12 protein-coding genes are annotated in these 15,522 nt (G+C 34.9%); 3 read left to right on the top strand and 9 right to left on the bottom strand.

Translation table 11 applies throughout. From position 1 onward, the window contains the following. Nucleotides 1-30 precede the first annotated feature (30 nt). Complete coding sequence (locus J2Y60_RS09840; protein WP_309917036.1) at nucleotides 31-1,671, top strand: ABC-F family ATP-binding cassette domain-containing protein; 1,641 nt, start codon at nucleotides 31-33, stop codon at nucleotides 1,669-1,671. A 294-nt stretch (nucleotides 1,672-1,965) separates the two neighbouring features. Here J2Y60_RS09840 and J2Y60_RS09835 read toward each other — a convergent pair whose 3' ends face one another. The 8 genes from J2Y60_RS09835 to J2Y60_RS09800 all read right to left on the bottom strand — a co-directional run bounded on the left by J2Y60_RS09835 (nucleotide 1,966) and on the right by J2Y60_RS09800 (nucleotide 14,379). Further along, the gene (locus J2Y60_RS09835; RefSeq protein ID WP_309917033.1) at nucleotides 1,966-2,652 is read right to left on the bottom strand and encodes a TerC family protein; all 687 of its coding nucleotides are present in this window, start codon (nucleotides 2,650-2,652) and stop codon (nucleotides 1,966-1,968) included. Nucleotides 2,653-2,854: 202 nt separating this feature from the next. Further along, nucleotides 2,855-4,000 carry a DUF5009 domain-containing protein gene (locus J2Y60_RS09830; protein ID WP_309917029.1) on the bottom strand — a complete coding sequence of 382 codons (1,146 nt, stop codon included), beginning with the start codon at nucleotides 3,998-4,000 and terminating at the stop codon, nucleotides 2,855-2,857. A gap of 55 nt (nucleotides 4,001-4,055) precedes the next feature. After that, nucleotides 4,056-6,266 (bottom strand): alpha-N-acetylglucosaminidase, encoded by a 2,211-nt coding sequence (locus J2Y60_RS09825; RefSeq protein WP_309917026.1) that lies wholly within the window; start codon nucleotides 6,264-6,266, stop codon nucleotides 4,056-4,058. A 162-nt stretch (nucleotides 6,267-6,428) separates the two neighbouring features. Next, nucleotides 6,429-8,042 carry a RagB/SusD family nutrient uptake outer membrane protein gene (locus tag J2Y60_RS09820; RefSeq protein WP_309917023.1) on the bottom strand — a complete coding sequence of 538 codons (1,614 nt, stop codon included), beginning with the start codon at nucleotides 8,040-8,042 and terminating at the stop codon, nucleotides 6,429-6,431. A 19-nt stretch (nucleotides 8,043-8,061) separates the two neighbouring features. After that, nucleotides 8,062-11,331, bottom strand: a complete 3,270-nt coding sequence (locus J2Y60_RS09815) for a TonB-dependent receptor (RefSeq protein WP_309917020.1) — start codon at nucleotides 11,329-11,331, stop codon at nucleotides 8,062-8,064. Between the two features lie 284 nt (nucleotides 11,332-11,615). Further along, entirely contained in the window at nucleotides 11,616-12,830 is a 1,215-nt protein-coding gene (locus J2Y60_RS09810; protein ID WP_309917018.1) for a FecR family protein, read from the bottom strand. A 141-nt stretch (nucleotides 12,831-12,971) separates the two neighbouring features. Beyond that, complete coding sequence (locus J2Y60_RS09805; protein ID WP_309917015.1) at nucleotides 12,972-13,568, bottom strand: RNA polymerase sigma-70 factor; 597 nt, start codon at nucleotides 13,566-13,568, stop codon at nucleotides 12,972-12,974. 220 nt (nucleotides 13,569-13,788) lie between these two features. Beyond that, entirely contained in the window at nucleotides 13,789-14,379 is a 591-nt protein-coding gene (locus J2Y60_RS09800) for a Crp/Fnr family transcriptional regulator (protein ID WP_309917012.1), read from the bottom strand. A gap of 169 nt (nucleotides 14,380-14,548) precedes the next feature. Here J2Y60_RS09800 and J2Y60_RS09795 point away from each other — a divergent pair, with 169 nt between their 5' ends. Further along, the gene (locus J2Y60_RS09795; protein WP_309917009.1) at nucleotides 14,549-14,839 is read left to right on the top strand and encodes a hypothetical protein; all 291 of its coding nucleotides are present in this window, start codon (nucleotides 14,549-14,551) and stop codon (nucleotides 14,837-14,839) included. Between the two features lie 92 nt (nucleotides 14,840-14,931). Continuing rightward, the gene (locus J2Y60_RS09790) at nucleotides 14,932-15,225 is read left to right on the top strand and encodes a cupin domain-containing protein (protein WP_309917006.1); all 294 of its coding nucleotides are present in this window, start codon (nucleotides 14,932-14,934) and stop codon (nucleotides 15,223-15,225) included. Nucleotides 15,226-15,294: 69 nt separating this feature from the next. On the opposite strand, the gene J2Y60_RS09785 is transcribed toward J2Y60_RS09790, so the two are convergent. Further along, a complete protein-coding gene (locus tag J2Y60_RS09785; RefSeq protein ID WP_309917003.1) occupies nucleotides 15,295-15,507 on the bottom strand; it encodes a heavy-metal-associated domain-containing protein in 213 nt (70 codons plus the stop codon). Between the last annotated feature and the right edge of the window lie 15 nt (nucleotides 15,508-15,522).

Raw genomic sequence — 15,522 nt, 5'->3', positions numbered from 1 at the left:
CCTTATCTTTGTATTTCATAATAAAATAAAATGATTTCAATAGATAACGTAGCGGTAGAGTTCGGTGGAAGAGCTCTTTTTAGTGATGTCACTTTCAACATCAACGACAAAGATAAAGTTGCCCTAATGGGAAAAAATGGAGCGGGAAAATCGACCCTCCTAAAAATCATAGCTGGTGTTGATAAGCCTACCAAAGGAAAAATATCTGCGCCTAATGATGCTGTAATTGCTTATTTACCTCAGCACTTGCTTACAGAAGATAACAGTACTGTTTTTGAAGAAACCTCAAAAGCGTTCTCTACAGTGTTGAATATGAAAGCAGAGATAGACGAATTAAATACTCAATTAGAAACACGTACTGATTATGAATCAGACGAGTATATGCAGATTATCGAAAAGGTATCTGAATTGAGTGAAAAATATTATTCTATTGAAGAAATCAATTTTGATGCAGAAGTAGAAAAAACCTTGTTGGGTTTAGGTTTTTTACGTTCGGATTTCACTCGTCAAACTAGCGAATTTAGCGGGGGATGGCGTATGAGAATCGAATTAGCAAAAATCTTATTACAAAATCCAGACTTGATATTACTAGATGAGCCGACCAACCACATGGATATAGAGTCGATTCAGTGGTTAGAGGATTTCTTGATTAATAATGCTAAAGCCGTTATTGTTATTTCTCACGATAGAGCTTTTGTAGATAATATTACTAACCGTACCATTGAGTTGACAATGGGACGTATTTATGACTACAAAGTAAACTATTCTCAGTATTTACAACTCAGAAAAGAGCGTCAGGAACAGCAACAAAAGCAGTTCAATGACCAGCAAAAAATGATTGCTGAAACCCAAGAGTTTATCGACCGTTTCAAAGGAACGTATTCGAAAACTTTGCAGGTGCAGTCTAGGGTAAAAATGTTGGAGAAGATTGAGATTGTAGAAGTTGATGAAATAGATACTTCGGCACTGAATCTTAAATTTCCACCTGCGCCACGCTCAGGTAATTATCCTGTGATTGTTGATAATGTAAGTAAAAGCTATGACGACCATCTGGTATTCAAAGATGCCTCATTGACCATTGAAAGAGGGGAGAAAATAGCTTTTGTAGGAAAGAATGGAGAAGGTAAATCAACCATGGTGAAAGCCATTATGGGGGAAATACCTTTTGAAGGCGACTTGAAATTGGGACATAATTCAATGATTGGCTATTTTGCACAAAATCAGGCTTCATTATTAGATGAAGATTTAACCGTTTTTCAAACCATTGATAACATTGCTGTAGGTGAAGTACGTACTAAAATCAAAGATATTCTTGGTGCATTTATGTTTGGTGGAGATAGTGTCAATAAAAAAGTAAGGGTATTGTCTGGAGGAGAAAAAACACGTTTGGCAATGGTGAAATTATTGTTAGAACCTGTAAACCTATTGATTCTAGATGAACCTACCAACCATTTGGATTTAAAAACGAAAGATATTTTAAAGGATGCTTTAAAGAGTTTTGAAGGTACAATTATCTTGATTTCTCACGATAGGGATTTCTTAGACGGACTTGCTACCAAAGTATTTGAATTTGGAAACAAACGAGTAAAAGAACATTTTGAAGACATCACTGGTTTTCTTAGAAATAAAAAATTAGAAAACCTTAGAGAGATTGAGCGTAAAGAGAAGTAAGATAGATAATAATGAATACTAAAATATAAGTTATCCCTAAATTTAAAATCATAAAAAAAGCGGTCAAGAAATTAATTCTGACCGCTTTTTTGTGATTGATGCATAACGAATTCCTACTGTTTGAGCGAAGCGAGTCGGTTCGCCGATGCGATTAGGAATTCTTGATTTTTTTACGGTCCGCCGTTGCGGTTACTTTTTGCATCAAGGCAAAAAGTAAGGACGAGTATAAATTTAAAGATTTCAAATTTTGCTATTTTAATATACAAATTTAGGATGTCCTAAATTTGTATATCATTACTTTGCATTTTTTCTAATCTGTATCACATTCACTAAGAATGAAAACGCCATTGAGAAATAAATATATTGTTTAGGAATATGGAAGTTTAAGCCTTCTGCAATCAACGTAATACCAATCATCATCAAGAAGCAAAGGGCTAATATTTTTAAAGATGGATGTTTACTAATAAAGGCACTAATCGTTCCAGCGACCATCATCATAATTGAAATAGAAACGATTACGGCTGCATACATCACCCACAGTTCTTCCACCAAACCTACCGCTGTGATGATACTATCGATAGAAAATACTAAATCTAGTATAATGATTTGCCCGATGATTTTTGAAAAAGACGTATAAACAAAGGGTTTGTCTTCGTGTTCATCTTCGGTTTTTTCAAAGATTTCTTTGTTACTCTTGTACAACAGAAATAAACCTCCTACTATCAAAATTAAGTCTTTCCCAGAAATATCAATCCCCGAAACCACGAAAAGTGTTTTATCGAGCTTCATAATCCAGCTGATTCCAGCAAGCAGAATCAAACGGGTAATTAATGCCAAACTTAAACCAACCAGACGAGCTTTTTTACGTTTATCAACGGGTAGTTTGTCGGATAGAATAGAAATAAAGATGATATTGTCGATACCTAAGACAATTTCAAGAACGATAAGTGTAATGAGTGATATGAGGATTTCTGTAGTCATTTTTGATAGATACTTAATTGAGTTATTCCATTGTAACAGGCAATATATCAAAAATATTGTGGAGATAATCACTTTTAACTACTTCTTAATGGCTATTTGCTATCATTCTTTATTTAATAGATGTATTAATCTTGTTATGGGAGAAAATCTAAATGTAGAACTATTTTTATATGTCCATTTTTCATTAGGTCATGCGTAAAAACTATATCTTCAAAAAAACTTTCTTCTTGAAGAGAATATACAGTAATATAATTTGAGTAACTGTAATAGAACAAGCAGTAAAGACAGGTTGCCAAATTTCTGGTGTATATGAAATCATTCCACCAAATAAAAAATTAGCAGTGTACCCAAAATTAATAATACCTTCGGATGCCATATAAATCAAGATGGAATTAGAACCAATCCAAACGAAAGGCAACGCCCATTTTTGTAGTTTCCAGAGGTCTATTATCAAATAAAACAACGTAAAAAGCAAGACTGAACATCCCCCAACGAAACACACAAATGAACTTGACCAAAGGCGTTTGTTAATAGGAAAAGAATAATCCCATAATAAGCCTATGACGATTAATATAAATGCAGCTAAGACCATCACTAATACTTTTTGATAAGCTGAAAAAGTATTTTTGGCTTTTAAAAAGGTAGCTGTAAATACGCCTAACATAGCCGTTCCGATGGCGGGAATAGTAGATAAAATTCCCTCGGGGTCATGTACTTTGCTGTGTAATCGTCCGGGTAATAAAATTCTATCAATATACGATTCTAAAGAACCTTCTTTGGTCAGTACGCCTGCACCAAAACCTGGTACGGGTACAAACTTCATGATTAACCAATAACTTACTAGAATAAATACAAACCAATAAATTTGTTTCAATGTGTTGTTATTCAAATAGATAATTCCTGCAAAAAACCAAGCCAAGCCAATTCTGCCTAATACACTGGCGATGCGTGTCTGTTCGTAACCATTCCATTTAAAAAGTCCGTTCACTACAATGCCTAAAAATATCAATATTACTGTTCGTTTTACCATCGCAACGTATAGTGACCTTTTTACTACATTCGGTAATTCATAGGCAGACTCAACAGAAGCTTCATTTACTTTCTTCTGCATCGAAAAGGGCATAGACGCCCCAGCAATGAAAAGAAAAAGCGGGAATATCATATCATAAAAAGTAATCCCATTCCAAGCAGTATGATGTAATTGTTCAGACATCCATTCAAACAGTGGAATATGCGTTGTTTCTGCTAAAGCGTGAATAATGTGTTCGCCACTCATTATCCAAAACATATCGAATCCCCTGAGTGCATCTAGGGAAACGAGTCTTATACTTTTTGGATTGTTATTCATAGTTTTGGTAGTTTGTTGTTGAATGCTTTGGTAAGTCGTAGAATGTATGACTCCCTCAAGGATAAGCTACCGTTAAGGCATCACGGTATTTTTTATACATTTTCAATGCCAATGAATGACTATTTCCTTTTGGTACAACAGGAAAATCTTGATGTGCTTTTACCCAATTCCATTCCCATTCACGAATGGTACGGTCAAAGTGTGCTAAATCTGGTTCTCTCTTCGTATTTAATGCTTGATTTAGTTCTGTAAAAAACATTTGCCATCTTGGTTTATAAAAATCATTCAATAGACCACTCCATTGGCGGTTAGCATATTCATGCAAAGGACTGTTGGCATCGCCCCATAGCGTGATAATGTCCCTAGCATTTTGTTCATACAAGGCTTTTTCTTCACTAGTATTTCCCCAACTTCTAGCCGAGCTAATCCACGGGCCAAGCATAAAATCTTTTCTGGTAGCCAATAGCTCATCCATATCTGCAATCAAATCAATAAATGCTTGGGCATCTTTTTTGAATTGAGTTTCATCTTTTGCTTTGTAAGAATTCTTCCATTTTTTCTGCAAAACTAACGCATAGTTTGCCAACACTTGTCGTGTAATATCTACAAGGTCATACTGAAATCCGTCCGAATCAACTCCATGTTGAGAAGCTTGTACAAATAGATCCCAAGCTTTCAAAAAGTCTTTCGGAGGATAATTGAGCTTTGTTCTTGTCCAAACAGTAGTCGAATCAAATGTAGGGCGACCAGTAACGATTGACTCTGCACCATCTCTAATATCCTTTCCATTGTAAGCTGTTTGTCTTAATACTTGCCAAGCATCTACCAAGGTTTTATCATCTGTTTTATAACGATTCTTAGCATATTTTACTAACCAATCGTTTAGCTCAACAGGTGTATCTTGCCAAGTATGTTGCATCATCAATTCATAAATCACAGGGTTTTGTTCTATTGCCTCCATTGTTAGCCCTATTCCTTGTAAATTCTTCGAATTAGGGTCATTCAAAGCCACAGCAGGGCCACTTGCTACACCATCCATGCGTCCAAAAAGATTGACGTTTCCGCCAAAATTATTGAGCATATTCCAAATCCAAGGCTTACCATGAAAAGCATTTGTTCTTTTCCAAACAGGTTCTATTTCGGTAGCCAAGTCTAACAAAAGCATCTTGTCGTCTGGTACAGCATTTAATAAAGCTTCTATCTGTGGAGCTTTCCAAAATTTTCTATCACTATAAAACAACCATCCCTGCATTACCCAAATAGCTTCAGGGTCGGCTTGCTTCATGCCATCATAAATTTTAGCCGTTAGCTTAGACAAAAAGGCTGGTTCGTCAGTCGGAGGCTCGTTTTCATTAAAAGTATCAGCAGAATACAAATGATTTGTGCCAAATAACTGTGTTTGTTTTTTGATAAACTTTTTGCCAAGTTCTGCAAAAAGTGGGTCTTCTGCATCAAGAATATAAGTGTCGCCAAAACCGTTTGTCCAGTTGGTTGCTTTTAGTTTGGCTTGTGGATATTTCTTTTTAAAAGCCGAAGGTACGTGTCCGGTAAAAGCAGGTAAAACAGGCTTCATACCCAAGGCACGTTCTCTTGCCAATATTTTTACTTGTAAATCCTTATGAGATTTCATCCAACTGAGTGGAAGTGGTCCACCCCAACCATCAAGATTTCCCATCCAAAACCACGAGAAATAAGCAGGCCCACTGAAGAAATCTTTTAGGTCTGTATCCGAAAATCCCATTTCATTATATACTTCTCGCCAAGTATATTCTTCTCCTGTAATGGCCAAAGGCATATTGATGCCATGCATCGCCATCCAGTCTATTTCTTTTTGCCATCTTTCCCAATTCCACCAAGACATACTGTAGTTGAATGTGCAATAATTAAGATAATAGCGATATTGGTAGGGTGTTTTTTTAGTGATTTTAGTGGAAAGTTTGGGTAAAGTTGTAGGTAAATCCAGATTTGTACCATTCCACGTAATCTGGCAGTGACAATATTCTGTTAAGTAATAATATAGAGCAGAAGCTACAGCTACGCCATTGTTTCCACTCAAAACAATTTTTTGATTTTTGCTCTCTATTTCAAAAAGGTCTTTTGGGGCAGTACTTGGTAATGACTTTACTTCAAAGTTATGTGCTTGTTTAGGAATAACCCTGCTAATAAGTGCTAAAGCTTCTTGTTTATTAAGCTGAGCCACAGCATAATGGCTACTAAAAAGCACCACAATGACCAATAAGAAAATTTGGTAAGTTAGTCTAGTCATGAGTAAGTATCTGTTTGTAAGTTATACGCTAAGCTCTGGCGGGAGTTAGCGCATAACGGGTAATAAAATGTTATAATAAAAATCATTTCACAATTGAACTATGTATAATATACGTTTGTGAACACTATATATTGACAAGACCTTAAAAAATGGTCGATTTAATTAATAACCAGGATTTTGCTTTAAATTTGGGTTAAGCTGTAAGGCAACTCTTGGGATTGGGAAAATTCTATGATTAACATCTGAATCTGTTTTATAACCCCATTTACCCTCAAACTTACCAAAGCGAATCATATCATTTCTATGCCATCCTTCATAAGCAAACTCTCTTACTCTTTCTCCATAAAGTGACTCTAAATTTACACTTGTTAATGAAGCAGAAGTAGTTCTTTCAGATCTTACTTGATTTGTCAGAGAAAGAGCAGTTTGTCCTAATGTAGCTGCGCCACCTCTAAGAATAGCTTCTGCTTTCATCAACAGTATATCAGAATAACGGAAAATAGGAATGTCATTATTTTGATTTCTGCTTAATGAAGTACCATCTGCATAAAATTTATTGTTACGATAACCCATATTCCAAGCAATTTCATCATTTCCTGCATCAAAAGCAGCAACATCTTGACGAAGAATTACTTCTGGTGTTAAATTTACTTGATAAGTAACCGGAGTAGCTCCATCGCTTCCTTTATAGAATTGGTCAAGACCTAATTTTGTTGTTTGAACAGTTATTGGAGAACCATCATCCATATATTGTAATCCAGTTAACCACTGACCGTTTCTTACATCATTAGCATCGTTAAAGTAGGCATAGTATTCTGGCAAAGTACTTTCAGGGCCACTTGGTGTAAATGGCAACTTAAATTTTGCACGCATACTTCTTGGAATACTATAACGAGCATGCAAGTTTGTTGATCTAAACGGAAAGCTATTGGTTGAAGTTGCATCATAAGGAATCGCAAAAATAAATTCCTTTTTAGAAGGACCATTATCAGGATAAAACATTTTTAGATAGGTACTTCTAGGTTCAATAGCAAATAACCCCGAATTGATTATCTTGTCAGTAGCTGCAATACAATCATCGTATCTCTTTGTTCCAGTGTAATACTCTGCATTCAAATACATTTTTGCTAATAGAGCATAGGCCGTCCATTTATTAGGTCTTCCATAAGTAACCACACCCGAAGTTTCACTAAGATAAGGAAGAGCAGCATTAATTTCTTTCTCAATAAATTTGAATACATCTGCTCTTGCTACATTGGTTTTGGGCGTAAAATCTCCATAAACCGTATCAATCGGTACGTTACCGTAACTGTCCATCATCAAAAAATACGTAAAAGCTCTTACCATCTTTATTTCAGCAAGACTTGTATTTTTAGTGGCACCTGCTGGCATGGTTGTCGATAGAATATTTAACGTTTGGTTGGCAACGCCAATAGTTGTCGATAGCCAAGTCCAGTTCCCGTTAATAAAACCATTGTCTTTTGTCCAAGTATGATAATGCATCGTTTGGCATTGTCCACCGTCAAACCAGTTCCCACCTCTTGCTGGCATAATAGATTCATCTGTACTATAAGATTGTTGTTGGAAATGTTCAACAGCATAATTACCTCTTAGTGAAACATATACAGGACCAGATGCCGAAATATATTGTTCAGTATTGGTCGGAAAAACGTCTGGAGTTAGTTCAGTCGTTACTGGCACGACTAAATCATGGCAAGAGAACAGTACACCCGAAAGTAGTACTGATAGTAATGTATATAAATATGACTTTTTCATAATTTCAGATTTTTAACAATTAAAATGAAACATTTACACCTATTAAGAAAGTACGCGTTTTTGGATAGAAGTTATTATAATCTACCCCTGGAGCGATACCTCCTTGGTTAACTTCTGGGTCAACACCTGTATATTTTGTTATCACAAAAAGGTTATTGACAGAACCGTAAACTCTTAGGTTTTTAACTGCTGAACCTAAGTTTTTGAAGTTATGACCCAAAGTAGCATTATCAAATCTGATAAAACTTCCATCTTCAATAAAACGTGATGAATAAAAATATGCATTATAATCTGAAGCCGATTCGTTGGCTGCATCTGCCAAGATATTAGCATATTGTACTGTGTTTGGTCTGAATAAGTCTGCACGCGTAGCATTGAAAATTTTATTGCCAAAAACGCCTCTGATGAATACATTCAAATCCCAATTTTTATACTTGAATGTATTGTTCCAACCTAATAATAATTTTGGTTGTGCACTACCTAAGTAATGATAATCAACTCCTTCTTTCGGTGTAGTCGTTAATTTACCATCAGCACCAACAAACTGAGAAACTCCTGAAGCATTTTTTCCTGCATATTCTAAAGCAAAAAATTGTCCGAGTGGTCTTCCTGATTTTAGAATTTGTAATGAACGTCCTGATTGTCCGCCACCTTCTGGGCGAGATAAAAGTACAGAATCTCCACCTGCAAATAAAGGATTGGTTAAACTTGTAATTACGTTACTGTTATGTGCAAGGTTAATGGTAGTTGCCCAGTTAAATTTGCCCTTATTGATTACTTTTGCATTAACAGTTAATTCAATCCCTTTGTTGTTGATACTTCCACCATTAGCAACAATACTTCCTACTGGTACAAGAATTGGGTCAACACTATAAGAATAAATCATTCCAGTAGTATTTTTATTATACAATTCTAATGAACCACTAATTTTATTATTAGCCGTTGCAAAATCTAGACCGATGTTCGTTGTGGCTGTTTTTTCCCATTTCAAATCTGGGTTTGCCGCTTTAGTTGGCCCGTTTGCTGCTACTAATGTACCATTATAGTAATATGTTCCTAAACCTCCTGAAATAAATTGAGAAGTATAAGCATTAAACCCTGAAGCGTTACCTGTTACACCATAACTTGCTCTTAATTTCAAATCACTCAAGATATCCTGATTTGCCATAAAATCTTCTTGACTGATTCTCCAAGCAGCACCCACTGAAGGGAAATATCCCCACTGATTATTTTTGCCAAATACTGAACTACCATCTCTTCTTACTGAGCCTTGTAATAAGTATTTATTGTTGTAATTATAATTGAATCTAGCAAAGTCTGAAATTAATTGAGTCTCTTGATAAACACCGTCTGGTCCAAAACTAATCTGATAGCCTGAGATTCCATAAGGGTTACTTAGTGCTAAGTTGTTATAACCTATGTTGTCAACAGGTAAATTACTGGTTGTTACTTGGAAACCATCACCAATTTTATTGTTTTGCCAAGAATAACCTAGTACTGCATTAATTGTGTGATTGCCAAACTCTTTATTCCAAGTTAAATATGTTTCTAAAATTTTGTTCGTATTCTGGTACGAACTTCTACTAGCTTGACCGTCCTTACCAAATGTTTGCTGATAGTGAAAACCTAGACCAGGATCTGGGTTGTCATACATATTGTTATAAGTACTTGTATAATATTTATTGTAATATGTACCTTGTAGTGTATTAGAATTCATGTAAGAAAGGTCTAAATTATAAGTTAGACCAAAAGGCAATTCTAACTGAGTTTTAAAACTTCCAATCAAATTACTATACTTGGTTCTCATTTGACTATTATTAACCATCGCAACTGGATTGTAATAACCAGAGTTTTCTAAATTCTCAAAATAAGTACCATCAGCATTTGTAATTGGCGATACAGGCAAATAAGATGTTGACTGTAAAAGAACAGTATTTCTATAAGGAATATCCTCAGCATCACTGCTTGAATTAGTGATGGAGAAAGCAAATTTTAATTTGTCTTTCAAAGCTAATTGTTCAATCGACAAACGAGCGATTACTCTTTCTAAAGAGCTATTCAACAAAATACCATCCTTCTTTACATAATTTAAGCTTGCACTATAAGAAGTATGCTCGCCACCACCACTTACAGAAAGGTTGTGGTTAGTTGAAATAGCCTGTTTCTTTTGGATAGCAGATTGCCAATCAGTATCAGCACCTTTATCGTCTTTTGGAGAGAAAGAAATATTCAGTTTTTGCATAAACGCACGCAATTCTGAAGCCGTCATCATATCTAGTTTATTAGATACTTTTTCGAGACCTACAAATGAACTGTACGAAACTTGTGTTTGTCCTTTCTTGCCTTTTCGTGTTGTCACCATGATTACCCCATTGGCGGCACGGTTTCCATAAATAGCTGTTGCTGCGGCATCTTTCAGCACATCAATTGAAGCAACATCGTCTGGTGCAATAGTTGAAATATCAGCACCCGGTACTCCATCAATTACATAAAATGGACCTTGTGAGCTATTCAAGGTTGAAGCACCCCTCAAAATCACAGCAGCAGGTTTGTTAGGGTCACCATTGGCGGTGATATTTAACCCTGGTACTTTACCTTGTAGTAATTGTCCGAGGTCTGTAATTGCCCCTTTGTTAAGCTCTTCAGTTTTAATAGTACTAACAGCACTTGAAAGTGTTTTACGTGATTGGTTTCCGTAACCTACCACTGCAATTTCAGCCAAAGATGTAGCTATTTCTTGTAAATTAATCGAAATAAATGTTTGGTTACCTACCAATACTTCTTTTGATTTATAGCCAATATAAGAAAACACAAGGATTTCGTTTTTGGTAGCATTTAAGGAGAACTCTCCGTTTGGATCTGTTGTGGTTCCTCTGGATGTGCCTTTTATAGCAATATTTACGCCTACTAATGGTTTTGAATCAGTAGAGGAGATTACTTTTCCTTTAACAGTTTGTAATAGTATTTCAATAGGAAGTTCTAATTTAGGATTAACTTTTTTGGATTTGATGACAATGGTTTTATCAACAATCAAATAATCGAGGGGTTGATTGGCAAAACAATTCTCAAGGACTTCTTCAAGCTTAGCATTTTTAAGATTGATAGAAACCTTTTCTGCATTTAACAACAAATCTGTTTTATACCAAAAAGTATAATCGCTTTGTTTTTCAATCTCGTTGAATACTTTATTAATAGCGGTATTTCTAAGATTTAAATTAAACCTTTGTGAAAACCCAACAGCGCTTACCTGTAAATATATCGTCAATGATAAAATAAAGGTTAGTTTCATGACCCTGAAAAATTTAGTGGAAAATTGTTGTCCACGACAGGACGCCGAATTACACGGCAAACCCAGCCTAATTTGGAAAATAGGATTGCGATTCATACTTTTGTTTTGGGGTTAAATGAGATACTTGGAAAAATTATTTTAATCAAACTCCGATTTAGAGCGAAAACGTTGCCGCGTTTTCGCTTTTTCGTTGTTTAATGCCTTTTTGTGGATTGAGTGCCACTTTCACTGAAAATATGTTTAACAATTTTTTATTTATACTCAGTATTTTTAAGCTTACTAAACTATGGTGTTATCACTATTTTTTTGCCCTCTATCTTAAATTGTACTTCGCTCATTGATAATATTTTCAATACGTTCGATAAGTTGGTATTTCGTTGGAGTTTGCCCGTAAAATGTTCATCAGGTATTTTGCCAATATATTGAATGTCAACATCGTACCAACGTTCTATCTGTCGCATAATCATCTCTAAACTAGCATTATTGAACTGAAAATATCCGTTTTTCCAAGCAAGCTCTTCTTCCAGACTAACATCATTTATCGTTCTGAAAATATTATTATTAAAGCCCACTTTTGCTTGTTGACCAGGCTCTAATATCGTTGAATGGTCATCTTTACTAACTTTTACTGAACCTTCTAATAAGGTAGTCTTAATGGCTTTTTCGTTAGGATAAGCCATGATATTAAAATGTGTTCCCAATACTTCAACCTCTTGCCCGTTGCAGATGACTTTAAACGGCTTTTTAGCATTTTTCGCTACTTCAAAATATACCTCGCCAGTCATTTCCACTTTCCGTTCATTCCCTTCAAAAACTAATGGAAATCTTAGGCTAGATGCCGCATTCAACCATACTTTGGTGCCATCTGATAGTACCACCTGATACTGCCCGCCTTTTGGTGTCGTGACGGTATTATACATTGGTTGGGCGACAGCGGTTTTGTTAGATTGATATACTAGTTGTCCTTTTTCTGGCTTAAGGATATTGGTTTCCCCTTGTTTCCCTAGACTTCCGTTTTTCGAATCATCCAATGCTACTTTAGTTCCATCATCAAATGTTAGAATCGCTTTGTCGCTACCGGGCAATACATCATTTTTTTCAAATTCTTTTACTTGAACTATTCTGTTTTCTGTTCTTTTATCAACCGTGTTATATTGAAACCATGCGAACAACCCAACTGAAATAATTAAGGCAATCGAGGCTGCTATACTGTAATTAATACGCCAAAAGCCAATACTTGGTTTATTTTCTTCCTCTGAATATTCATTATCTTCTTCAACAACTGGATTTTGTGTAAATATTTTAGACATTATCCTGTCAGACATTTCTGTAGGCATCTCCAGATTTGATTCATAGTTTTGCCATGAACTATGCAAAATCTCTTCAAGTTCAGTTTCAGAAGCCGTATTTGCCCATTGCATCAGTTCATACTTTTCTGCTTCAGTACAAGTATTACTGAAATATCTTTCCACTAAAAAACTGATTCTCTCTGAAGGCATATCACATCAATGGATTTCGTCCCTTTTAGATTATAATATTGATAAGTCAACAATCAATAAAACCACTGTTTTTTGAGGTTAACTAAATAGAAGACAATTCTGGGAAAAGATAGGACTAGTCGATGTTAAATAATTTTTAAATTATTTTTTTATGGCAATCCAAAACATGTAAAAAAGGTAGAATGCAGCTTGATATTTAAGCTTATGTTTTATCGTGTTGAGGGCTTGAATGATGTGGTTTTTTACTGTAGAAGGTGACAGATTGAGCATATCTGCAATTTCATCGTGTTTTAAATGTTGTTCACGACTTAATTTAAAGATAAGTTTTTGTTGGGGAGGAAGGTTTTCAATAATTTGCTTCAACAGTTTTTGTGTTTCATCAAATTGGATAATATTATCAGTTGAATATACTTCGATGCTTTGAGTATCAAAATATTCAGCATACAAAAGCGTCTGCCTTGCCATGCTTTTAAAAGCATTCAAGGCTTGATTTTTTGCCATCCTGAACAAATAAGCATCAAACTGAACGATATTGACTAGCTCACTTTTATCCTTCCAAAGTTTCAAAAAAAGCTCTTGAATAATGTCTTCTGTTATTTCGTTAGAGTCTGTCAATCGATACAAATAGCCATATAACTTATTTTTATAAGCATGAAAAAGCATCGTAAAAGCTTGTTCATGGCCAGATGACGCAAGCGTTAACAGTTCCTTTTCATCATATAAAAACTTTGGGGTCATTCAGTTAAAATAATTGCGTTTTCAATAAAAAAAGACACTTAATCTTTAAATATACTTAATTTTTTTAACAAAATGTGCTGATTTCTTAACTAGCTTTTTAAATAATTGATTTTTGTAGCGATAATAAGGCTTTAATAGTTTTGAAAAAATAGCCCTTTTTGACCATATTTTACACTTCAAAGATGAGTAAAAATTTTCTCTTACTAGATTTTTAAAACAACTATTCAAACCAAATTTTTCTTCCTTTTATCTTTAATTTCTTTTGCTCTTGCATTAGTTTAATCGTTCTGATTACCGTTTCTACCCTTAATCCCGTTAAATCAGCAAGATTTTGTCGAGTAAGATTTACTTCAAAAACCCCTTTAACGCCTTCTTTTTTCTTTAAGTAACTAAGCATCGAAACGATGCGGTGTTCAGCATCCTGTGTGCTCATATCTTTCATGATCATGGCTTTGTATTGTAGCCTATTCGAAAGAATATGTGTGAGTTTTAAATGAATATCAAAATTATCTTGTAATAAAGCTATCATTGCCTGATAGGATAACTTATATACTTCGGTAATTGTAGTGGCGATGGCTGTAGCAGGGTAGGGGAAAAGCCCTAATAATGGAGGTTCGCCTAAACTTTGACCATCCGAGAAAATACCTTGAATAAATTCCTTACCATCTTCCGACCAATTCAATACTTTAATCTCGCCATTGATAATTTGATAATAGAAATGTGCATCCGTTCCTTCTTCAAAAAGCACTTCAGTTTTCACCAATATTTTACGCGTGGCACCAAATTTTTCTAAAATAGCTGGAGGAATCATTGCATACAAGATTTTAACAAAGATAACGATGGAATATAAAATTACAGATTGTTTGTAACACGATGTTAAACTTCTATCCTCAGCATTATTTTTTATAATATGATTTAGGTCATAAACTGGAGTGGTAGGCTACTTGCAAATTTGTATCATAATCAAACACAAAATAATTATGAATGCGCTAACAAATCAATATGCCATTTTTTTTGAACAACAAGAAAATAATCGTGCTTTCTGGAATGGATTTTCACTGATGATTCAAGCCAATATTTTGACTCCCCTTACTTTAGTGAGTATGAATGTCTATAACGGTGGCGACTGGCAATTAGCAGCTTGTGTCCTTTGTTTTTTTAGTGTACTTGTTCCTATCCTTTCAGCTATGCCAGTCAAAATTGGGGTAACCATTTTCTGGATTAGTGCGATAGTCCATAGTTTTATCATTGGCTTCAATATATTGAGCTAGCATATAAAAACCAAACTTGTTAAGAATACTCTTTAACATAACTTCCTATTAGGGTGTGACTTAAGTCACACCCTAATAGGAAATCAAATATCATGGAAATCGGAAGTTTATTAAGAGGACAATACCTACTTGTTGAGAAAAAGATGCAAGTACTCCAAGAAATAGCAGGGGCAAAAATTATATATAAGTCGTTTGAAACAGGAGATAAAATGCCATCGCATAGTAACCCAACAGACGTATTTGTGATAGTGCAATTAGGGAAAATGGAAATTAAGCTTGAAGGGGTGGCGAATATTTTTCAAACGGGTGATTTTATTCATTTTCCAGGGAAAGCTCTGCACGAATTATTATGCCTCGAAAATGCTAAGATTTTAATTATTAAATAAGCGAGCTATATCTATTTGTTTATCCTTCATGGAAATGAAGGATAAACTTTTGTACACAGGTTGAATTGTTTACTTTGGTTGTATAGTAAAGCCAGCTTTCTGCACAGCCTCAATTACCTCTTGACTCGTTAGTTCGTCTTCACCTGATACTTTAAGGGTTTTATCAGGATTTTCAATATCCACTTGCCAATTTTCTATATTCTCTACTTGGTTGAGAAAAGGTTTTACTTTAGCTACGCAATTATTGCAATTGATATTGGTTTTGAATGTTAAAGTTGCCATCTTGGATTGTGATTT

Source organism: Arcicella sp. BE140 (assembly GCF_031456255.1).
Lineage (GTDB): Bacteria > Bacteroidota > Bacteroidia > Cytophagales > Spirosomataceae > Arcicella > Arcicella aquatica.
Note: the sequence above shows the minus strand (reverse complement) of the source record. Positions and strands in the feature narration are given on the sequence as shown.

Excerpts from the sequence above, each read along its gene's own strand:
- J2Y60_RS09840 (WP_309917036.1), top strand. The coding sequence starts at position 31 with ATGATTTCAATAGATAACGTAGCGGTAGAGTTCGGTGGAAGAGCTCTT.
- J2Y60_RS09835 (WP_309917033.1), bottom strand. The coding sequence starts at position 2,652 with ATGACTACAGAAATCCTCATATCACTCATTACACTTATCGTTCTTGAA.
- J2Y60_RS09830 (WP_309917029.1), bottom strand. The coding sequence starts at position 4,000 with ATGAATAACAATCCAAAAAGTATAAGACTCGTTTCCCTAGATGCACTC.
- J2Y60_RS09825 (WP_309917026.1), bottom strand. The coding sequence starts at position 6,266 with ATGACTAGACTAACTTACCAAATTTTCTTATTGGTCATTGTGGTGCTT.
- J2Y60_RS09820 (WP_309917023.1), bottom strand. The coding sequence starts at position 8,042 with ATGAAAAAGTCATATTTATATACATTACTATCAGTACTACTTTCGGGT.
- J2Y60_RS09815 (WP_309917020.1), bottom strand. The coding sequence starts at position 11,331 with ATGAAACTAACCTTTATTTTATCATTGACGATATATTTACAGGTAAGC.
- J2Y60_RS09810 (WP_309917018.1), bottom strand. The coding sequence starts at position 12,830 with ATGCCTTCAGAGAGAATCAGTTTTTTAGTGGAAAGATATTTCAGTAAT.
- J2Y60_RS09805 (WP_309917015.1), bottom strand. The coding sequence starts at position 13,568 with ATGACCCCAAAGTTTTTATATGATGAAAAGGAACTGTTAACGCTTGCG.
- J2Y60_RS09800 (WP_309917012.1), bottom strand. The coding sequence starts at position 14,379 with ATGATTCCTCCAGCTATTTTAGAAAAATTTGGTGCCACGCGTAAAATA.
- J2Y60_RS09795 (WP_309917009.1), top strand. The coding sequence starts at position 14,549 with ATGAATGCGCTAACAAATCAATATGCCATTTTTTTTGAACAACAAGAA.
- J2Y60_RS09790 (WP_309917006.1), top strand. The coding sequence starts at position 14,932 with ATGGAAATCGGAAGTTTATTAAGAGGACAATACCTACTTGTTGAGAAA.
- J2Y60_RS09785 (WP_309917003.1), bottom strand. The coding sequence starts at position 15,507 with ATGGCAACTTTAACATTCAAAACCAATATCAATTGCAATAATTGCGTA.